Annotated in this window: 18 protein-coding genes; 13 read left to right on the top strand and 5 right to left on the bottom strand. The window is 72.2% G+C overall.

Annotated features, from left to right (window positions below; genetic code table 11):
- Positions 1 to 11 precede the first annotated feature (11 nt).
- A complete protein-coding gene (locus ACE1OA_RS15860; protein ID WP_384870276.1) occupies positions 12 to 806 on the bottom strand; it encodes a class I SAM-dependent methyltransferase in 795 nt (264 codons plus the stop codon).
- Positions 807 to 969: 163 nt separating this feature from the next.
- Here ACE1OA_RS15860 and mshA point away from each other — a divergent pair, with 163 nt between their 5' ends.
- The 3 genes from mshA to ACE1OA_RS15845 all read left to right on the top strand — a co-directional run bounded on the left by mshA (position 970) and on the right by ACE1OA_RS15845 (position 4,733).
- The gene (mshA, locus tag ACE1OA_RS15855; RefSeq protein WP_356607154.1) at positions 970 to 2,313 is read left to right on the top strand and encodes a D-inositol-3-phosphate glycosyltransferase; all 1,344 of its coding nucleotides are present in this window, start codon (positions 970 to 972) and stop codon (positions 2,311 to 2,313) included.
- On the top strand, positions 2,306 to 2,815 hold the full coding sequence (locus ACE1OA_RS15850; RefSeq protein ID WP_356607152.1) for a YbjN domain-containing protein: 510 nt from the start codon (positions 2,306 to 2,308) through the stop codon (positions 2,813 to 2,815). The genes mshA and ACE1OA_RS15850 overlap by 8 nt, the downstream gene beginning before the upstream one ends.
- A gap of 232 nt (positions 2,816 to 3,047) precedes the next feature.
- The gene (locus ACE1OA_RS15845) at positions 3,048 to 4,733 is read left to right on the top strand and encodes a glycosyl hydrolase family 28-related protein (protein WP_432752937.1); all 1,686 of its coding nucleotides are present in this window, start codon (positions 3,048 to 3,050) and stop codon (positions 4,731 to 4,733) included.
- On the opposite strand, the gene ACE1OA_RS15840 is transcribed toward ACE1OA_RS15845, so the two are convergent.
- Positions 4,723 to 6,177: an MDR family MFS transporter gene (locus ACE1OA_RS15840; RefSeq protein ID WP_432752936.1), complete on the bottom strand. Its 1,455-nt coding sequence runs from the start codon at positions 6,175 to 6,177 to the stop codon at positions 4,723 to 4,725. The two genes, ACE1OA_RS15845 and ACE1OA_RS15840, sit on opposite strands and share 11 nt — an antisense overlap.
- Before the next feature lie 125 nt (positions 6,178 to 6,302).
- Here ACE1OA_RS15840 and ACE1OA_RS15835 point away from each other — a divergent pair, with 125 nt between their 5' ends.
- The 3 genes from ACE1OA_RS15835 (at position 6,303) to ACE1OA_RS15825 (ending at position 9,152) form a co-directional block, all read left to right on the top strand.
- Positions 6,303 to 7,061, top strand: a complete 759-nt coding sequence (locus ACE1OA_RS15835) for a phosphoglyceromutase (RefSeq protein WP_147978577.1) — start codon at positions 6,303 to 6,305, stop codon at positions 7,059 to 7,061.
- Between the two features lie 248 nt (positions 7,062 to 7,309).
- On the top strand, positions 7,310 to 8,071 hold the full coding sequence (locus ACE1OA_RS15830; protein ID WP_432752935.1) for a MerR family transcriptional regulator: 762 nt from the start codon (positions 7,310 to 7,312) through the stop codon (positions 8,069 to 8,071).
- Between the two features lie 604 nt (positions 8,072 to 8,675).
- Positions 8,676 to 9,152, top strand: a complete 477-nt coding sequence (locus tag ACE1OA_RS15825) for a lamin tail domain-containing protein (RefSeq protein ID WP_384870283.1) — start codon at positions 8,676 to 8,678, stop codon at positions 9,150 to 9,152.
- A gap of 195 nt (positions 9,153 to 9,347) precedes the next feature.
- Here ACE1OA_RS15825 and ACE1OA_RS15820 read toward each other — a convergent pair whose 3' ends face one another.
- The gene (locus ACE1OA_RS15820) at positions 9,348 to 9,590 is read right to left on the bottom strand and encodes a hypothetical protein (protein ID WP_432752934.1); all 243 of its coding nucleotides are present in this window, start codon (positions 9,588 to 9,590) and stop codon (positions 9,348 to 9,350) included.
- 189 nt (positions 9,591 to 9,779) lie between these two features.
- Between ACE1OA_RS15820 and ACE1OA_RS15815 the strand changes: the two genes are divergently transcribed.
- Complete coding sequence (locus ACE1OA_RS15815) at positions 9,780 to 10,250, top strand: GNAT family N-acetyltransferase (protein ID WP_384870287.1); 471 nt, start codon at positions 9,780 to 9,782, stop codon at positions 10,248 to 10,250.
- A gap of 524 nt (positions 10,251 to 10,774) precedes the next feature.
- Here ACE1OA_RS15815 and phoU read toward each other — a convergent pair.
- Positions 10,775 to 11,455 (bottom strand): phosphate signaling complex protein PhoU, encoded by a 681-nt coding sequence (gene phoU, locus ACE1OA_RS15810; RefSeq protein ID WP_356607137.1) that lies wholly within the window; start codon positions 11,453 to 11,455, stop codon positions 10,775 to 10,777.
- A gap of 265 nt (positions 11,456 to 11,720) precedes the next feature.
- Between phoU and ACE1OA_RS15805 the strand changes: the two genes are divergently transcribed.
- Positions 11,721 to 12,950 carry a sensor histidine kinase gene (locus tag ACE1OA_RS15805; protein ID WP_356607135.1) on the top strand — a complete coding sequence of 410 codons (1,230 nt, stop codon included), beginning with the start codon at positions 11,721 to 11,723 and terminating at the stop codon, positions 12,948 to 12,950.
- The gene (locus tag ACE1OA_RS15800) at positions 12,947 to 13,627 is read left to right on the top strand and encodes a response regulator transcription factor (RefSeq protein ID WP_017242433.1); all 681 of its coding nucleotides are present in this window, start codon (positions 12,947 to 12,949) and stop codon (positions 13,625 to 13,627) included. Before ACE1OA_RS15805 ends, ACE1OA_RS15800 begins: the two co-directional genes overlap by 4 nt.
- Positions 13,628 to 13,705: 78 nt before the next feature.
- On the opposite strand, the gene ACE1OA_RS15795 is transcribed toward ACE1OA_RS15800, so the two are convergent.
- Positions 13,706 to 14,350 (bottom strand): DUF461 domain-containing protein, encoded by a 645-nt coding sequence (locus ACE1OA_RS15795; RefSeq protein ID WP_356607133.1) that lies wholly within the window; start codon positions 14,348 to 14,350, stop codon positions 13,706 to 13,708.
- A gap of 617 nt (positions 14,351 to 14,967) precedes the next feature.
- Here ACE1OA_RS15795 and ACE1OA_RS15790 point away from each other — a divergent pair.
- The 4 genes from ACE1OA_RS15790 (at position 14,968) to cysS (ending at position 18,667) form a co-directional block, all read left to right on the top strand.
- Positions 14,968 to 15,450: a CarD family transcriptional regulator gene (locus ACE1OA_RS15790; protein WP_003953493.1), complete on the top strand. Its 483-nt coding sequence runs from the start codon at positions 14,968 to 14,970 to the stop codon at positions 15,448 to 15,450.
- A 357-nt stretch (positions 15,451 to 15,807) separates the two neighbouring features.
- A complete protein-coding gene (gene ispD, locus ACE1OA_RS15785; protein WP_356607131.1) occupies positions 15,808 to 16,557 on the top strand; it encodes a 2-C-methyl-D-erythritol 4-phosphate cytidylyltransferase in 750 nt (249 codons plus the stop codon).
- Positions 16,547 to 17,071: a 2-C-methyl-D-erythritol 2,4-cyclodiphosphate synthase gene (ispF, locus tag ACE1OA_RS15780; protein WP_432752933.1), complete on the top strand. Its 525-nt coding sequence runs from the start codon at positions 16,547 to 16,549 to the stop codon at positions 17,069 to 17,071. Before ispD ends, ispF begins: the two co-directional genes overlap by 11 nt.
- A 198-nt stretch (positions 17,072 to 17,269) precedes the next feature.
- On the top strand, positions 17,270 to 18,667 hold the full coding sequence (gene cysS / locus ACE1OA_RS15775) for a cysteine--tRNA ligase (RefSeq protein ID WP_432752932.1): 1,398 nt from the start codon (positions 17,270 to 17,272) through the stop codon (positions 18,665 to 18,667).
- Positions 18,668 to 18,678 lie beyond the last annotated feature (11 nt).

Below are 18,678 nucleotides of genomic sequence, written 5' to 3'. Positions count from 1 at the left end.
GGGAAGTCCGCTCATCCCGCCGGTGCCAGCGCCTCCCAGCGCACGGTCACCTCGCCCTGGCGCCAGCGCCGGTGGCCGTCCGTCAGCGGCCAGTCCGCCGCCAGATCGTGTACGGCCCGGATCCAGCGCTGCCGTGCGCCGAGCGAGGCGTACGGCGCCGCCGCCGCCCACGCCCGGTCGAAGTCGCGCAGGAACGCGTGCACCGGCTCTCCGGGCACGTTGCGGTGGATGAGGGCCTTCGGCAGCCGTTCCGCGAGGTCGGAGGGGCGCTCCAGCGAGCCGAGCCGGGTCGCGAAGGTCACCGTCCGCGGCCCGGACCGGTCGAGCGCCACCCACACGTGGCGGCGCCCGATCTCGTCGCAGGTCCCCTCGACGAGCAGCCCGCCGGGTGCCAGGCGACCGCACAGACGCGCCCAGACCGCGGCGACCTCGCCCTCGTCGTACTGCCGCAGCACGTTCGCGGCGCGGATCAGGGCGGCCTCGCCGGGCACCGGGACCTCGAAGCCGCCGTGCAGGAAGCGGAGGCCCTCCCGCTCGTAGGGGCGGGCGGCGGCGACCCGGCCGGGCTCGATCTCGATGCCCACGACCTCGGCGCGCGGGTCGGCGGTGCGCAGCCGGGCGAGGAGTTCGACGGCGGTCCACGGGGCGGCGCCGTAGCCCAGGTCGACGGCGACCGGTGGCGTGGCGGACCGGCGCAGCGCCGGGCCGTGCACGGCGGCGATCCAGCGGTCCATGCGCCGCAGCCGGTTGGGGTTGGTGGTCCCGCGGGTCGTCGTGCCGACGGGGCGGGTGGTGCGCGGGGCCATGGAACGAGCGTAAGCCGTGCGCCACGCCGCATCCGCACGGCAATGAATTGGCAAAACGGAAATGGATGGCGCCGTTCCGGTGTTGTGCCGCTTGGAGGGCGCTCTGCGACCTCCTTTTTGCCGTGCCCGCTATGCCCTCGCTCCGAGCGGAAGGACCGTCGACGTGAGCCAGTACGTGTCCCGGCTCGCCGGCTCCCTGGCGACACCGCCCAGGCTCCGGCTTCCCGGCCGCCACCGGCATCCCCGCCGGGTGGCCATGCTCAGCGTCCACACGTCGCCCCTCCACCAGCCCGGCACGGGCGACGCAGGCGGGATGAACGTCTACATCGTCGAACTGGCCAAGCGGCTCGCGGCGATCAACATCGAGGTCGAGATCTTCACCCGGGCCACCACCGGCGGCCTGGCACCCGTCGTCGAACTCGCCCCCGGCGTCCTCGTCCGGCACGTGGACGCGGGGCCCTACGAGGGCCTGGCGAAGGAGGAGCTGCCCGCCCAGCTCTGCGCCTTCACGCACGGCGTGATGCAGGCGTGGGCGGGCCACCGCCCCGGCCACTACGACCTCGTGCACTCCCACTACTGGCTCTCCGGCCACGTCGGCTGGCTCGCGGCCGAACGCTGGGGCGTGCCGCTCGTCCACGCCATGCACACCATGGCGAAGGTCAAGAACGCGGCGCTCGCCGACGGCGACACCCCCGAGCCCGCGGCCCGGGTGATCGGCGAGACGCAGATCGTCCGCGCCGCCGACCGGCTGATCGCCAACACCGCGGAGGAGGCCGACGAACTCGTCCGCTTCTACGAGGCCGAGCCCGGCAAGGTCGCCGTCGTCCACCCCGGCGTGAACCTCGACCACTTCCGCCCCGCGGACGGCCGCGCCGCGGCCCGGGCCCGCCTCGGCCTGCCGCCGGACGCCTTCATCCCCGTCTTCGCCGGCCGCATCCAGCCGCTCAAGGCCCCGGACATCCTGCTGCGCGCCGCGGCCCGGCTCCTCGACCGGGACCCCTCGCTGCGCTCGCGCATGGTCGTGCCGGTCGTCGGCGGGCCGAGCGGCAGCGGCCTGGCCAAGCCCGAGGGGCTGCAGAAGCTGGCCGCCCGGCTCGGCATCGCCGACCTCGTCCAGTTCCACCCGCCGGTCGGGCAGGACCGGCTCGCCGACTGGTTCCGGGCGGCGTCGGTCCTGGTCATGCCCTCCTACAGCGAGTCCTTCGGGCTCGTCGCCATCGAGGCGCAGGCCGCCGGCACGCCCGTCGTCGCGGCGGCGGTGGGCGGCCTCCCGGTCGCGGTACGGGACGACACCACCGGCTTCCTGGTCCAGGGGCACGACCCGGCCGACTACGCCCGCGCGCTCGGGCGCTTCGTCGACGATCCGTCCCTGTCCGCCCGGATGGGCGCCGCGGCGGCCCGGCACGCGGAGTCCTTCGGCTGGGACACGGCGGCCTCCGGCACGGCGGACGTCTACACGGCCGCGATGCACGATCATCGCCGTCGCGTACGCTCGCACCATGGCTGAGGACGTGCGGCAGGTCATCGAGGACACCTTCAAGGACGCCGAGCTGGAGTGGGAGTCGCCCGAGCCGGGCTCGTACGTCGTCAAACTCCCCGGCACGCGCAAGCTGTTCACCACGCTCTCGCTGCGTGTGGGCCGCCACTCGCTGTCCCTCAACGCCTTCGTCATCCGTCACCCGGACGAGAACGAGGCGGGCGTCCACCGCTGGCTGCTCGAGCGCAACCTCAAGCTCTACGGAGTGAGTTACGCGGTCGACGGCCTCGGCGACATCTACCTCGCCGGCAAGCTCCCGCTCGCCGCCGTCACCCCGGAGGAGCTGGACCGGCTGCTCGGGTCGGTGCTCGAAGCAGCGGACGGCTCCTTCAACACGCTCCTGGAGCTCGGGTTCGCCGGTGCGATCCGCCGGGAGTACGAGTGGCGGGTGTCGCGCGGCGAGTCGACCCGCAACCTCGACGCGTTCACGCATCTGACCCGTCGCCCGGCCCCCGAGAACCCGGCCCCCTGAGGCACCTCGCCTCGGCGCGGTCGGGGCCCGTCGCGCCCCGACCGCGCGTCCGCACGCGTACGCGCCCCTGATCGTGGCGCGGGACCCTGCCGCGCCCTGCGACCCCGGGTCCGATCGCCGCCACGGTCCCGCGACTTCTGCCCTGCGCGCACCCTTCCGCACCCGCTCGGGCCGTGCCATGCTCACCGCCGTCGCACACGTGAATGTTGTTCACATACATGAAAGGCGGCTCATGGGAATCAGCAGACGAGGCTTCCTCGGAGGCGCGGTCGCGGTGGCCGGGGCGGCGGCCACGACGGGGTTCGCCCCCGCCACACAACTCCCCCTCTCCGCGCCCGTCCCGCCCTCCGCCCTGTGGCAGGAGTTCGCCGAGGCGCCGTACACCCACCCCCAGATCCCCTACGTCGGCCGCGCCGGTGCGCGGCTCGGCGCCACCCGGCTCGCCCGCCCCCGCGTCGTGGCGAACGTCCTCGACCACGGAGCGACCCCGGACGGCTCGACCGACTCGGCCCCGGCCATCGGCCGCGCCCTCGCCGCGACAGGGGAGCGGGGCGGCGGCACGGTCCTCGTCCCGCCCGGCACGTACCGGATCGACGGCCTGATCCACATCGGCCACAGCGGGGTCGTGCTGCGCGGCGCCGGCTCCGGCCGCACCACACTGCGCGCCACCAGGAGCCTCACCGAGCTCGTCGGCCCGTACGGCTCCCGCTACGGCGGCGACAAGTCCTCCTGGTCCTGGGCCGGCGGACTCATCTGGCTCAGCCCGCACGCCCGCCACGCCTCCCTCCTCGCCGCCATACGGGAACGGTCCTGGCCCTTCGAGGGCTGGACCGGCAACCGGCGCGACGAGTGGACCTCCCTCACGACCGTCCGCCCGGCCCGCCGCGGCGACTGGTCCGTGACCGTCGAGGACGCCTCCGCACTGCACCGCGGGCAACTGGTGCTGCTCCGCCTCGCGGACGACGCGGACCACACGCTCCTGGAGCACATGGCGGGCGACGGCCCGGGCGCCCGGGCGTACGTCTGGGACGACAAGACCAAGCTCACCAGCTACGTCCCCCACGAGTGGCCGGTGCGGATCACCCGGGTCCAGGGGCGCCGGGTCACCTTCGAACGCCCGCTGCCCCTCGACGTCCGCCCGGAGTGGGATCCGCGCCTGACCACGCACGTGGCGGCGCTGACCGGTTCGGGCGTGGAGGGGATCACGCTGGAGGCCGTCGAGACGCCGCAGTCCCCGCACCTGCTGGACAAGGGCTTCAACGGCGTCACCTTCCAGTGCGCGTACGACTGCTGGGCGGACGACGTCGTCGTCCGGAACGTCGACAACGGCTTCGGCCTCGTCGCCGCCTCCGCCTGCACGCTGCGCCGCACCCGGGTGGAGGGCCGCGGCTCGCACCACCCGTACTTCTGCCGCGAGGGTTCGCACGACAACCTCGTCGAGGACTTCCGCATCGCGGCCCGCACGGTCCCGGCGCCGCCCGGCACCCAGCTCCACGGCATCAACGTCGAGGGCCTGTCCAGCCACAACGTCTGGTCGCGCGGGGTGATGGAGGCCGGCACCTTCGACACGCACCGGGGCATGCCGTTCGGCAACGTGCGGACGGAGATCACCGTCGAGAACGACGGGCGGCACGGCGGGGACGCCTCGGCGGGACCGCTCTACGGCGCCCGCTTCACCCACTGGAACGTGACCGTCACCAACGGGCGGGCCGGTCTCGTCCGGATCGACACGATCGCGCCGTACAGCGCGACGGTCGGCATCAGCGAGGTGCGGGAGTTCGACCAGATCGACGTCCCCGACTTCGCGGGCGACCTCCACACGCGCCTGGAGGCGTACGGGGCTCCGGGGGCGGTGCGCCCCCGGAACCTGTACGAGGCCCAGCGGAAGGTCCGGCGCCGACCGGAGGTCAGGCGCTGACGGCGGGTCCGGGCGGGTCGGCGGGCGCGCCCTGCCCGGCCGTCCGCCCGGCCTCGGCGGGGCGGACCGGTTCGGCGCCGGCGAGGGCGGGCTCGGGGAGGGTGGTGCCGGCGGCGGGCTCGGGGACGGGCAGGCCGGACACGGCCGGCTCGACCGGCTGCGCGGGTTCGGCCGAAGGCGCGGGACCGGCGGCCCCGGTGGCGGGGGCGGCCTTCGCCCCGGCCGGAGCGTCGTCCGCGAGGGCCCGGCGCAGCCGGGTCAGATAGCCGACCGCCGAGACGGCACCGATCACGGCGCAGGCCGCCCAGAGGACATCGGGGCCGGGCCCGTCGACGACCCAGCCGGCGAGGATCGGGGCGACGAACCCCGCCACGGCCCAGGACATGCCCATCACGCCCTGGTAGCGGCCCCGGGCGTGCTCCGGGGCGAGCTTGGCGGTGGCGGCGGCGTTCGTCGGGACGTGGACCATCTCGCCGACGGTCCAGACGACCACGGTCACGGCGAAGGCCACCGGGCTGCCGGCCAGCGCCGTGGCGCCGGTGCCGACGGCGAACAGCAGCGAGGAGACCGCGAGCAGCGCGGCCGGCGACCGCTTGTCGGTGACCTTGTTGACCAGCAGCTGGAAGCCGACGATCACGACGCCGTTGACCGCGATGACCGCGCCGTACGAGGCGGTGGACAGGCCCTGCCCGGCCATGGTCAGCGGCAGACCGATCCACGGGGCGGTGAAGACCAGGCAGACCAGGAGGTTGAGCAGGACCAGCGTGCGGAAGGGCGCGTCGCGCAGGACGTCGAGGACGCTGACGCGGTCCTCCGTGACGACCTCGCCGGCGGTGTCGCGGCGCGCTTCGGGCCGGGTCTCCGGGAGGCGGAGGAAGACGATCAGGGCGCACAGGGCGGTGGCCGCGGCGTCGACGACGAACAGCGTGCGGTAGCCGAGGAAGACCGCGGCGCCGCCGCCGAACGCGGCGATGGCGAAGCCGAGGTTCAGGGCCCAGTAGTTGAGCGCGTAGGCCCGGCGCAGGTCGGACTCGGGGACCATGTCCGCGATGGTGGCGTTGATGGACGGCCGGACGCCCTGCATGGCGACGCCCATCAGCAGCACGACGGCGGCGATGGCCCAGGCGTCGCGCACGACGGCGAGCGCGGCGGCGCAGGTCGCGGCGGCCAGGTGCATCGTGACCATGGTGGGGCGCCGGCCCCAGCGGTCGGTGAGCATGCCGCCGAGGGGGGAGCCCGCGACGCCGCCGAGGCCGTGGAGGGCCACGACGAGTCCGGCGAACCAGGCCGAGTGGCCGAGCTCCTGGGTGAGGTAGAGGGACAGGAAGGTGAGGACGAAGGCGCCCGTCCGGTTGACCAGGGTGGACAACCAGAGCCACCAGAAGCCACCTGGAAGGCCGGAGACGGTCGCGCGAGCTGATCGTCTGAGCGAGTCGATGGACATGTGTGGCCGGCCCCTAGCGTGTGTAAGTCCCTCTGGCGGTTCTCGTAACTTACGCATCTCAGGTGTCGGACGCCAGCGAATTGACGGTGAGCGTCAAGCGTCAGGCGTCGATTAGGCTCGGACGCATGGCCGACGCACCGTACAAGCTGATCCTCCTCCGCCACGGCGAGAGCGAGTGGAACGCCAAGAACCTGTTCACCGGCTGGGTGGACGTCAACCTCACCGAGAAGGGCGAGAAGGAGGCGGTCCGCGGCGGTGAGCTGCTCAAGGACGCCGGCCTGCTGCCCGACGTACTGCACACCTCGCTCCAGAAGCGCGCCATCCGCACCGCGCAGCTCGCGCTGGAGTCCGCGGACCGCCACTGGATCCCGGTCCACCGCAGCTGGCGCCTGAACGAGCGCCACTACGGCGCTCTCCAGGGCAAGGACAAGGCGCAGACGCTCGCCGAGTTCGGCGAGGAGCAGTTCATGCTCTGGCGCCGCTCGTACGACACCCCGCCGCCGCCGCTCGAGGACGGCACGGAGTTCTCGCAGTCCGACGACCCCCGCTACGCCACCATCCCGCCGGAGCTGCGCCCGCGGACGGAGTGCCTGAAGGACGTCGTCGACCGCATGCTGCCGTACTGGTACGACGGCATCGTCCCGGACCTGCTGGCCGGCCGCACGGTCCTGATCGCGGCCCACGGCAACAGCCTGCGCGCCCTGGTCAAGCACCTGGACGGCATCTCGGACGAGGCGATCGCGGGCCTGAACATCCCGACGGGCATCCCGCTGGCCTACGAGCTGGACGAGAACTTCAAGCCCCTCAAGCCGGGCGGCACCTACCTGGACCCCGAGGCGGCGGCGGCGGCGATCGAGGCCGTGAAGAACCAGGGCAAGAAGTAACCCTGACGCACGAGAAGCCCCCGACCTGCGAGGAACTCGCGGGGAGGGGGCTTCTTCGTGCCCGATGGGCCCCTGCCCGCCGCCCGCCTTGGCCGGGCGGTGGGCAGGGGCCCCGGATCCCGCCGCGTCGCCGAGGGATGTCGGGAGACCCTGGCTCCCGGGGTTGAAGCTGCCGTTGCGGCAGCTCGTACCGTCCTGGACAGGGCCGGAGACGCCGGCCCTGTGACGCTTTCGTGAGGGAGACGGCGATGGAGTGGCCGATCGCGGAGGTGGCGCGGATGTCGGGCGTGACAGCCCGGACACTGCGCCACTACGACGAGACCGGTCTCCTGCCGCCGGCCCGGGTCGCCGGCAACGGCCGCCGTTTCTACGAGGAGCGCCAGCTCCTGCTGCTGCAGCAGATCCTCGTACTGCGGGCGCTGGGACTCGGGCTTCCGGAGATCGGCCGGATCCTGGCCGATCAGGTCGACGAGGTGGAGGCCCTGCGCGGCCACCGCCGTCGGCTCCTGGCGGAGCGGGACCGGCTCGACACCCTCGCCGGCACCGTCTCCCGCACGATCGCCGACCTGGAGCAGTCGAGGAAGGACGGGACGGGAATGACCGCAGTCAACCGACCGGAGAACCTGTTCGAGGGCGTCCAGCCCGCCCAGTACGAGGAGAGCCTGCGCGACTTCCCCGAGCACGCCGAGGAAGTCGCCCGCCGGGTCGCCGGGATGAGCCCGCAGGACGTCGAGGCCGGGCAGCGCGAGCGCACCGCGCAGATGATCCGGCTCGCCGAGCTCATGACCGCGGGCACCCCGGCCGACGCCGGCCCGGTGCAGGCCGAGGTCGACGCCCAGTACCGGGCCCTGGCCGAGCTGCGGCCGGTGTCCGCCGAGGAGTACCGCGCCCTCGGCCGCTCCTGCGTCGACAACGCGGCCTGGCGCGCCGCGTACGAGGCGATCGCCCCGGGCCTGGCGGCCTACCAGCGGGACGCCGTCGAGGCGTACGCCGCCTCCCGGCTGAGCTGACCCCGGGGCGGACCCGCCGGGCGGGGGCCGGCCGCGGCGCTCGGTCCCGGAAGAAGCCCCTCCCCGGAAGCCCCCTCCCCTTTCTGCCGATTCCGGCGAGGGAGGGGGCTTCCGAGCGCCCCGGCGGGGTACCCGCCCCGGGTCGAGGGCGTGCGGCGGCACGTTTCGTCGCCGGTCGGGCGGGGTGTGCGCGGTCCGGGGGTGGACTCGGCGACCCGTCAGGTCGTCTTCGTGTGCGAGGGCTTCGCAGATGTGCGAAGAAACGTGCAGAACAGTCGTTACCCGGATGTATCCGGCGTTTGGCTCAATGCGCCGGGTGGCGCGACCGGTGGCGCGCCGGAGCCGGTAAGGGCTTGCTGGTGACCATGGAACGGGTCGGTGTAGCTGTCAGTGAATGTCAGGGCCACGCCCGTCGCCCATACGTGTCCGATGCAGGCGACAGTTACGGAAATGTCCGTACTGCGTAACGGGCCCCGGCCGGCCCGACGGACGGCCCGGGGAGGCCGCAGAGTTTGGGTCCTCGGCCCGCACCGGACCGAGACCCGCACCGCTCTCACCAGCCTGTATCGGCTTGTGGGGCACTGTTCTTGAGGGGACATCACCCATGTCTGCTTCTTCGACCGCCCGCCGCGTCGCGGCGACCGCCCTCGCCGCCGGCGCCATCGTCTCCGCCGTCGCCCTGCCGGCCGCCGCCCACGACGGCGACCGTCACCGCCACCAGCCGCGGGTCGAGATCAGCCGCGTCCAGGCCGACAGCCCCGGACGTGACAACCGGTCCAACCGGTCGCTGAACGGCGAATGGGTCGAGATCACCAACAACACCCGCCACGGGGTGAACCTCCGTGGCTGGACCCTGCGGGACAGGGACGGCAACCGCTACCGCTTCGACGACTTCCGTCTCGCCGGCCGCGCCACCGTCCGGGTCCACACCGGTGTCGGCCGCGACACCCGCACCGACGTCTTCCAGGACCGCCACGACTACGTGTGGGACGACCGTGCCGACAAGGCGACCCTGCGCGACGAGCACGGCCGCACCGTGGACACCAAGTCCTGGAACAACCGCCACCACCACCGTCGCTGACCCCTTCTCCTCGATGACCTCGTCCCTCCCTTGACCGGGAAGCGCTGATCCGGACGGCGCCCGACGAAAGCCCCCCATCCGCCGAAACGGCGGGTGGGGGGCTTCTCGTCGTGCATCCGCCCGCGGAGCCGTCGGCACGTACGAAGCCCCTCCTCGCGCTCGAGGGCGGGAGAAGGGGCCGAAGGGGGGTGGTGGCTAGTTGTGTCCGCGAGGCGCGTGGCCGGCGGGGTTCTGGTTCTCGGTCTCCTGGGTCAGGGAACTGCCCTTGCAGCTCGGCTGCTGGCCGCCGGGCTGGTGGCCGCCGTTGTTGGTGCAGGAGATGTCCACCGGCGCGATCTTGGCGTCCGCGATCGAGGCGCCGCCGATACCGAGTGCGAAGGCCGCCGCCGTCGCGGCGAGCGCGGCACCTATCCTCTTCGTCGTCGTGGTCCTGGTCATGTCGTCCTCGGCTCCTCGGGTGCGGTACCCGCTGCCCACGCTTCTCGCGCCGCGCTCCACCTGTCAAGCCATTCCGGTCAAGTCTGGCGAACCGGACGAACCAGTCGGTATCGCCGTTCGCGGATCGTCGCTGCCGAGGGGCGAACAATTGCCTGGGCGGTCGACACGAACGGTCGATATCGTCCGCGCATGACTTCCACACTCCGCCTGGAGAAGATCACGCCCGCCAACGTGGGCGCCGCCCTGGAGCTGCGGGTCCGGCCCGATCAGGAGAAGAACGTCGCTCCGGTGGTGAAGTCGCTCGCCGAGGCGTACGCGTACGGCCCCACCGCCTGGCCGCGGCTGATCCTCGACGGTGACGAGCTCGTCGGCTTCGTCATGGCCTTCGTCGGCATCACGTGGGACGCCGAGAAGGACCCCGACGACCGGCGCAGCGGCCTGTGGCGGCTCAACATCGCGGCCGGCCGGCAGGGCCGCGGTTACGGGCGCTTCGCCGTGGACGCGGTCGGGGAGGAGATCGTCCGCACCGGCGGCGACAGGATGTACGTCACCTGGGAGCCGGGGGAGCAGGGGCCCGGGGACTTCTACCTGAAGCTCGGATTCCGCACGACGGGCGAATCCGCCGGGGGCCAGACGGTCGGCGTCCTCGACCTGACCTGACCTGACCGATCTGTCCTGCACTGAACCAACCGACCCGACCGGACCCCGACCCGACCGGACCCCGACCCGACCCGAGCAGGAGAAGGGCCCCGCCCGGTTCGTCAGATACCCGGTCGGGGCCCTTCCGTCCTTGTGCCGCTCCGGGATCTAGCCGGAGCAGCCCCCGCACTGGCACGGCGCGCCGGACTGGCAGCCGCAGCCGCAGCCCGAGCCGCACCCGCAGGCGCCGAGAACGGGCAGGCGCACCGGGTCGCGCGGCTCCTGCCGGGGGTCTGTGGTCGGGGATTCGGCCATGGGTCCCTCCTCGAAGGCGTAGGTCGCCTCTTCCCATTGCATGCCCATCGAACCGGGCGCATCAACGGCGCACTGAGGTGCGACCCCGTCCCCGCATCGCCTCCGGGCGCCCTGCGGCGGCCGGGATACGGTCCGGGAAACAGGCCGGGAAACGGGCCGGTGACCGGTCCGGTGATCGGCCCGGGCCGGCATCCCCGGACCCCGGGGAGCCCGCCCAGCTCCCCGTGCCGTTACGCGCCCTCGACCGGGGCGTCCGACTGCTGCAGCTCGTCCGCGTGCTCGCCCGTCACCAGGTACACCACGCGCTTCGCGACCGACACCGCGTGGTCCGCGAACCGCTCGTAGTAGCGGCCCAGCAGCGTCACGTCCACGGCCGTCTCGATGCCGTGCTTCCAGCGGTCGTCCATCAGGTGCTGGAAGAGCGTCCGGTGCAGCAGGTCCATCTCGTCGTCGTCCTGCTCCAGCTGGAGCGCCAGGTCGACGTCCTTCGTGATGATGACCTCCGCCGCCTTCGCCATCAGGCGCTGCGCCAGCTGCCCCATCTCCAGGATCGTGGCGTGCAGGTCCCGCGGCACGGCCGTGTCCGGGAAGCGCAGCCGCGCGAGCTTCGCGACGTGCTGGGCCAGGTCGCCCGACCGCTCCAGGTCGGCGCTCATCCGCAGCGAGGTGACCACGATCCGCAGGTCCGTCGCCACCGGCTGCTGCCGCGCGAGCAGGGCTATCGCCCGGGCCTCCAGGTCGTGCTGGAGGTCGTCGACCTTCTGGTCGGCCGCGATGACGCTCTCGGCGAGCTTCAGGTCCGCGTCGAGCATCGCCGTCGTGGCGCGTCCGATCGCCGACCCGACGAGGCGGGCCATCTCGACCAGGCTCTCTCCGATCGAGTCGAGTTCCTCGTGGTACGCGTCCCGCATGGGTGTCCCTCTTTCTCCGCGGCAGTCCTGGGTCCGGGTGGGGCTCAGACCCCACGCTCCCACGTTCCGACCCGTACGCGTCCGGCTCCTCCCGCTCATGTGAACCGGCCCTTTACCCCCGGTGAACTCTGGGCGACGCGCGCCGCCCCTTCCCCCAGGTCACATGAACCGGCACCGTCCCCACGGTGAACTCTGGGCGACGACTGTTCGAGCAGCCACTCGGACGGCTGGGAGAGTGTCCCTCAGCCCGCATAACCTGGATGGCATGGACGTGAACGCGGCGGTCGCCGCATTGGCTGCGATCGCCGGGGTGTGCACCGGCGTGATCGCCATGCTGGCGTTCCGCTGGAGCGAACGCGACCAGGCGCGACCCACCCGGACCTCCCTGCACACCGACGCCGTGCTGCCGCCCGGAGTGGACACGGTGCTGTCCGTGCTGCGCTCCTCCGCGGTGGTGCTCGACGAGAGCGACTCGGTGGTCAAGGCCAGCTCGGCGGCGTACGCCCTCGGCCTGGTCCGCGGCGGGAAGCTGGCCGTCGAGCCGATGCTCAACATGGCCCGGGACACCCGCCGTGACGGGGAGATACGCCAGGTCGAGCTGGATCTGCCACGGCGCGGCACCAGCCGTGTCGAGGCCCTCGCGGTCTCCGCCCGGGTGGCGCCCCTCGGCTCCCGCCTGGTGCTGCTGCTGGTGGAGGACCTGACCGAGGCCCGCCGCATCGAGGCGGTGCGGCGCGACTTCGTCGCCAACGTCAGCCACGAGCTCAAGACCCCGACCGGCGCGCTGTCCCTGCTCTCCGAGGCCGTCATGGACGCCTCGGACGACCCCGAGGCGGTCACCCGCTTCGCCGGCCGGATGCAGATCGAGGCGACCCGCCTGACCAACCTCGTACAGGAGCTCATCGACCTCTCGCGGGTGCAGAACGACGACCCGCTGGAGGACTCGGAGCCGGTACGGGTCGACGAGCTGGTCGCCGAGGCCATCGACCGCTCCCGCCACACGGCCTCCACCAAGCAGATCACCATGGCCTCCGGCGGCACCGCCGACCTGCGCGTCTGGGGCAGCCGCGGCCAGCTGGCCGCCGCCCTCGGCAACCTCGTCGAGAACGCCGTCAACTACTCGCCGGCCCACACCCGCGTGGGTGTCGCGGCCCGCAAGATCGCCGCGCCCGGCGGCGACCTGATCGAGATAGCCGTCACCGACCAGGGCATCGGCATCCCCGACAAGGACAAGGAGCGCATCTTCGAGCGCTTCTACCGCGTCGACCCGGCCCGCTCCCGTGCCACCGGCGGTACGGGCCTCGGCCTGGCCATCGTCAAGCACGTGGCCGCCTCGCACGGCGGTGAGGTCACCGTCTGGAGCACCGAAGGCCAGGGCTCCACCTTCACCCTGCGGCTGCCCGAGGCGGGCTCCCCACGGGACCGCCGCGCGCCCGACTCACCCACCCCCGATCTCATGACCGAACCGCTCCCTGCCCCGGAGGTCCTTCCGTGACCCGAGTGCTCGTCGTCGAGGATGAGGAATCCTTCAGCGACGCCCTGTCGTACATGCTCCGCAAGGAAGGCTTCGAGGTCGCGGTCGCCGCGACCGGGCCCGACGGACTCGACGAGTTCGAGCGCAACGGAGCGGACCTCGTCCTCCTCGACCTGATGCTGCCGGGTCTGCCCGGTACCGAGGTGTGCCGCCAGCTGCGCGGCCGCTCGAACGTCCCGGTGATCATGGTGACCGCCAAGGACAGCGAGATCGACAAGGTCGTCGGCCTGGAGATAGGAGCCGACGACTACGTGACCAAGCCGTTCTCCTCGCGGGAGCTGGTCGCGCGCATCCGCGCCGTCCTGCGCCGCCGCGGCGAGCCGGAGGAGGTCACCCCGGCGGCCCTGGAGGCCGGCCCGGTCCGGATGGACGTGGACCGGCACGTCGTCACGGTCTCCGGCGGCAAGGTCGACCTCCCGCTGAAGGAGTTCGACCTGCTGGAGATGCTGCTGCGGAACGCGGGCCGCGTGCTGACCCGCATGCAGCTGATCGACCGGGTCTGGGGCGCGGACTACGTCGGCGACACCAAGACCCTCGACGTCCACGTCAAGCGCCTGCGGGCGAAGATCGAGCCCGACCCCGGCGCGCCGCGCTACCTGGTCACGGTCCGCGGACTCGGCTACAAGTTCGAGCCGTAGACCCGGCGCCGCCACGGACGCACGAAGAAGGGGCGCCCCACCGGATTCCTCCGGCGGGGCGCCCCTTCTGTGCGTGTCTCAGTGACCGGCCGCGTGGCTGGCCTCGCCCGACGGCTCGCCGGACGGGGAGCCCGAAGGCGTGCCCGACGGCGTGCCCGAGGGGGTGCCCGACGGCGTGGTGGTCGGCGCGGTGACCGGCGGCTTCGGGAGCTCGCTCGGGCCGTACTCCTTGAAGTAGCTGGTCGCGGGCACGACGAAGGCGCTCAGGGCCACCTCGCCGGTCTGGCTCAGCTTGAAGACGACCGGCTGCGAGTCGCCGTCCTTCACGGCCTCGTGGCCGTTCTCGATCACGGCGGAGGCGTTGCCCGCGCCGCCGAGGAGGACGGAACCGCCCGCGGGGATCGTGATCGGGCCGGCGCCTTCGGCGGCCTTGAGCTTCACCGTCGCCGAGGAGCCCGGCAGGGTGATCGCGTCGAGGGTCTGCTGGGTGCTGCCGTTGTTGAAGACCATGGCCGAGACGACGGCCGGACCCGCGGTGGTGAGCCCGGGCTGCGTGATGACCACGGCGTTCTGGACCTTGATGTCCTCGACGGTGACGGCGGCGTTGTCGGGCCGCACCTCGAGGGTCTGCGCGTCATTGCCCGCGCCACACGCGGACAGTGCGGCGATCGAGAACACGATGGCGGTAGCGGCGAGGGCGCCGCGTCGAAGGCTGCGGCTCACGGCGGCGGCATCTCCTAGGACGTACGGACAGACAGTGGACTGCCTGCTGCGCGGGCCCGGGGACCGGCAGCGGACGGAGGTCGAGCTAAGGGTGTGTCAGCGCGCTTAGGTTACCGAGCCGCACTCTCCGTCCCGCACCCGACCCGCCCCTTCGAGCCTCGTCCTGCTCGCTCGGGGCCCTCCGGATGGCCGGATACGACCCATTGACCTGTCGTTCACAAAACCGCCTTGATCAATTCGGCGGCCGTCCGCGCATTCCGCCACCGGTACCCCGGGAAATCCCGCTCGGCTCACCCGTTGATCAATTCGGGATTCGATCCGGGTTGCATCCGTACGAGTGACCGATCCTCGAACGGAGTACCTGGAGATGCCCGCCGCGAAACCGGCAAAACGGGACATCCTCCCTCTCGTCAGGGTGCCCGGACGGGTGTAACGTGCGCGTTTCTCTGCGTCCACGCAGCCGCTCCGACCTGCGAATACCGCCTTCCGGAAGCTCTTCGCAGCACGATCGTGTCGCTGTTGTCAAGCCCCGAGATATGCCCTGACCTGCGAAAACGCCATTCAGAAGAAGCCGTATCCGTGTTACCCTGGATAGCCACGGAAGGGGTACCTGTCACATGACGTTCAAGGTTGGCGACACCGTGGTCTATCCCCATCACGGGGCCGCGCTGATCGAGGCCATCGAAACTCGCCAGATCAAAGGCGTGGACAAGACCTACTTGGTGCTCAAGGTCGCCCAGGGCGACCTGACGGTTCGTGTGCCGGCGGACAATGCGGAGTTCGTCGGTGTTCGCGATGTTGTCGGTCAGGATGGGCTGGACCGGGTCTTCGAGGTGCTGCGTGCACCGTACGCCGAAGAGCCCACCAACTGGTCCCGTCGCTACAAGGCGAACCTCGAGAAGCTCGCCTCCGGCGATGTCATCAAGGTCGCCGAAGTAGTGCGTGACCTGTGGCGCCGGGAGCGGGAGCGCGGTCTCTCCGCAGGCGAGAAGCGCATGCTCGCCAAGGCGCGGCAGATCCTGGTGAGCGAGCTCGCGCTCGCGGAGAACACCAACGAGGACAAGGCCGAGGCTCTCCTCGACGAGGTCCTCGCGTCCTGATCAAGAAGCGATGCCGCGGTGCCCGCTGACGTGCTGTGAAGATCACAGTGCCGTCGCCGGGCGCTGCGGCATGTCCGCGTCTCTTCGTCGCACGGCGTGCCGGTGACCCATGTCGCCACCGCCGAAGCCGGTCGATCCAGGCACCCGACCTCACCGTCGGTGCCGACGTAACCCCAGTCCCCTGATCCCCGTCCCCTCGCGCCGTCGTCCCCTGTGTCCGCGCGGTACGCCTCCGACCGTCGTCACGGAAAGGGCCCGGTCGAGGCGTCGCGTCGGTACTCCCCGGCCCATGGCCGGGGTTGCCCTGAGGGCCATACCCATGTCGGCCGCGGAAACAAACCTGCCGGAGTGGAACCGATGACAGACCAGACGCGTCCCGCGCGAACCGCCGCGGTGATCCCCGCGGCGGGCCGGGGCGTACGGCTCGGCCCGGGCGCCCCCAAGGCGCTCCGCACGCTGAACGGCACCCCCATGCTCATCCACGCCGTCCGGGCGATGGCCGCCTCCCGCGCCGTCTCCCTGGTCGTCGTGGTGGCGCCCTCCGACGGAGCCGCGGAGGTCAAGAACCTCCTCGACGCCCACGCCCTGCCGGAACGGACCGACTACCTCGTCGTCCCCGGCGGCGAGACCCGCCAGGAGTCCGTGCGCCTCGGCCTCGAAGCACTCCCCGAGGGCATCGGCACCGTCCTCGTCCACGACGCGGCCCGCCCGCTCGTCCCCGTCGACACGGTCGACGCCGTCGTCGAGGCCGTCCGCGACGGAGCCGTCGCCGTCGTCCCCGCCCTGCCGGTCGCCGACACCGTCAAGGAGGTCGAACCCGCCGAGGAGAAGGGCCGGCCCGAACACGTCGTCGCCACCCCCGAGCGCTCCCGGCTGCGCGCCGTGCAGACCCCGCAGGGCTTCGACCGCGACACGCTCGTCAACGCCCACGCCACCGTCGCCCTCACCGGCGACGGCGCCACCGACGACGCCGGCATGGTCGAACGCCTCGGCGCCCCCGTCGTGGTCGTCCCCGGCCACGAAGAGGCGTTCAAGGTGACCCGCCCCCTCGACCTCGTCCTCGCCGAGGCCGTACTCGCCCGCAGGAGGGCCAACGATGGCTTCTGAGCCGACGCCGACGCCGATGCTCAACGTGCCGCTGCCGCGCACCGGCATCGGCACCGACGTCCACGCCTTCGAGCAGGGCCGCCCCCTGTGGTGCGCCGGTCTCCTCTGGGAGGACTCCGACAGCCACGGGTACGGCCTCGCCGGCCATTCGGACGGCGACGTCGCCGCCCACGCCGCCTGCGACGCCCTCTTCTCCGCGGCCGGCATCGGTGACCTCGGCGCCCACTTCGGCACCTCCCGCCCCGAGTGGTCCGGCGCATCCGGCGTCACCCTGCTCACCGAGGCCGCCCGCATCGTCCGCGCCGAGGGCTACGAGATCGGCAACGTCGCCGTGCAGGTGATCGGCGTCCGCCCCAAGGTCGGCAAGCGCCGCGACGAGGCCCAGAAGGTCCTGAGCGAGGCGATCGGCGCCCCGGTCTCCGTCTCCGGCACCACCACCGACGGCCTCGGCCTCACCGGTCGCGCCGAAGGACTCGCCGCCCTCGCCACCGCCCTCGTGGTCCGCGTCCGCTAGGACCTGTCTGAGGACACCCCCCGCCGAAGCGCCGCCCGGCGCCGCGACGGACCGTGGCGCGGACCCCCGAAGGGGAACCGCGCCACGGAGCCGTACGGGCACGCCCGCGCCGCATCCCGGCCCGCCCGCCGCGAAAAAGACCCCCCGGGGCCGGGAATCGGTCGCGGGGCACTACCACACGCCCACTACCCTGGTGTGGTGACCATTCGCCTGTACGACACCAACGCCCGGCAGATCCGTGACTTCAACCCCCTCACACCGGGCTGTGTCTCGATCTACCTCTGTGGTGCCACCGTCCAGGCGGCCCCGCACATCGGCCACATCCGCTCGGGGCTGAACTTCGACATCATGCGCCGCTGGTTCGAGTGCCGCGGCTACGACGTCACGTTCATCCGCAACGTCACCGACATCGACGACAAGATCATCGCCAAGGCCGCCGACCAGGGCCGCCCCTGGTGGTCCATCGGCTACGAGAACGAGCGCGCCTTCAACGACGGCTACGACGCCCTCGGTTGCCTGCCGCCCACCTACGAGCCGCGCGCCACCGGGCACGTCCCCGAGATGATCGAGATGATGCGCGGCCTCATCGAGCGCGGCCACGCCTACGAGGCCGACGGCAGCGTCTACTTCGACGTGCGCTCCTTCCCGGGCTACCTCGAACTCTCCAACCAGGACATCGACGACCTGCGCCAGCCCGACGAGGGCGTCGCCGGCAAGCGCGACCCGCGCGACTTCGCCATGTGGAAGGCCACCAAGCCGGGCGAGCCCGACTGGGAGACCCCCTGGGGCCGCGGCCGCCCCGGCTGGCACCTGGAGTGCTCGGCCATGGCCCACAAGTACCTGGGCTCCGCCTTCGACATCCACGGCGGCGGCCTCGACCTGATCTTCCCCCACCACGAGAACGAGATCGCCCAGGCCAAGGCCTTCGGCGACGCCTTCGCCTCGTACTGGGTGCACAACGCCTGGGTCACCATGAGCGGCGAGAAGATGTCGAAGTCGCTCGGCAACTCGGTCCTCGTGTCCGAGATGGTCAAGAACTGGCGCCCCATCGTCCTGCGCTACTACCTCGGCACCCCGCACTACCGCTCGATGATCGAGTACAGCGAGGACTCACTGCGCGAGGCCGAGTCCGCGTTCGCGCGCATCGAGGGCTTCGTCCAGCGCGTCACCGAGAAGGCCGGCAAGACCGTGCCGCCCGCCGCCGACGTGCCCCCCGCCTTCGCCGAGGCCATGGACGACGACCTCGGCGTGCCGCACGCGCTCGCGATCATCCACACCACCGTCCGGCAGGGCAACAGCGCCCTCGCCGCCGACGACAAGGACGAGGCCATCGCCCGCCTCGCCGAGGTCCGCGCCATGCTCGGCGTCCTGGGCCTGGACCCCCTCGACCCCCACTGGGCCGAGGAGACCGACCGCGGCGAGGAACTCCACGGCGTCGTCGACACCCTCGTGCGCCTCGTGCTCCAGCAGCGCGAGTCGGCCCGGGAACGCAAGGACTGGACGACCGCCGACGCCATCCGCGACCAGCTCACGCAGTCCGGCCTCGCCATCGAGGACAGCCCGGACGGCCCCCGCTGGACGCTGGGCAACCGCTGATGATGTGCCGC

This window comes from Streptomyces sp. JL2001, assembly GCF_050917515.1.
Taxonomy (GTDB): domain Bacteria; phylum Actinomycetota; class Actinomycetes; order Streptomycetales; family Streptomycetaceae; genus Streptomyces.
Note: the sequence above shows the minus strand (reverse complement) of the source record. Positions and strands in the feature narration are given on the sequence as shown.

Coding starts and splice junctions, on each gene's coding strand:
- ACE1OA_RS15840 (WP_432752936.1), bottom strand. CDS start 6,177: ATGTCCATCGACTCGCTCAGACGATCAGCTCGCGCGACCGTCTCCGGC.
- phoU (WP_356607137.1), bottom strand. CDS start 11,455: ATGCGGGACGCGTACCACGAGGAACTCGACTCGATCGGAGAGAGCCTG.
- ACE1OA_RS15850 (WP_356607152.1), top strand. CDS start 2,306: ATGGCTGAGGACGTGCGGCAGGTCATCGAGGACACCTTCAAGGACGCC.
- ACE1OA_RS15805 (WP_356607135.1), top strand. CDS start 11,721: ATGGACGTGAACGCGGCGGTCGCCGCATTGGCTGCGATCGCCGGGGTG.
- ACE1OA_RS15815 (WP_384870287.1), top strand. CDS start 9,780: ATGACTTCCACACTCCGCCTGGAGAAGATCACGCCCGCCAACGTGGGC.
- ACE1OA_RS15820 (WP_432752934.1), bottom strand. CDS start 9,590: ATGACCAGGACCACGACGACGAAGAGGATAGGTGCCGCGCTCGCCGCG.
- ACE1OA_RS15835 (WP_147978577.1), top strand. CDS start 6,303: ATGGCCGACGCACCGTACAAGCTGATCCTCCTCCGCCACGGCGAGAGC.
- ACE1OA_RS15845 (WP_432752937.1), top strand. CDS start 3,048: ATGGGAATCAGCAGACGAGGCTTCCTCGGAGGCGCGGTCGCGGTGGCC.
- ACE1OA_RS15830 (WP_432752935.1), top strand. CDS start 7,310: ATGGAGTGGCCGATCGCGGAGGTGGCGCGGATGTCGGGCGTGACAGCC.
- ACE1OA_RS15825 (WP_384870283.1), top strand. CDS start 8,676: ATGTCTGCTTCTTCGACCGCCCGCCGCGTCGCGGCGACCGCCCTCGCC.
- ispF (WP_432752933.1), top strand. CDS start 16,547: ATGGCTTCTGAGCCGACGCCGACGCCGATGCTCAACGTGCCGCTGCCG.
- ACE1OA_RS15790 (WP_003953493.1), top strand. CDS start 14,968: ATGACGTTCAAGGTTGGCGACACCGTGGTCTATCCCCATCACGGGGCC.
- ispD (WP_356607131.1), top strand. CDS start 15,808: ATGACAGACCAGACGCGTCCCGCGCGAACCGCCGCGGTGATCCCCGCG.
- ACE1OA_RS15860 (WP_384870276.1), bottom strand. CDS start 806: ATGGCCCCGCGCACCACCCGCCCCGTCGGCACGACGACCCGCGGGACC.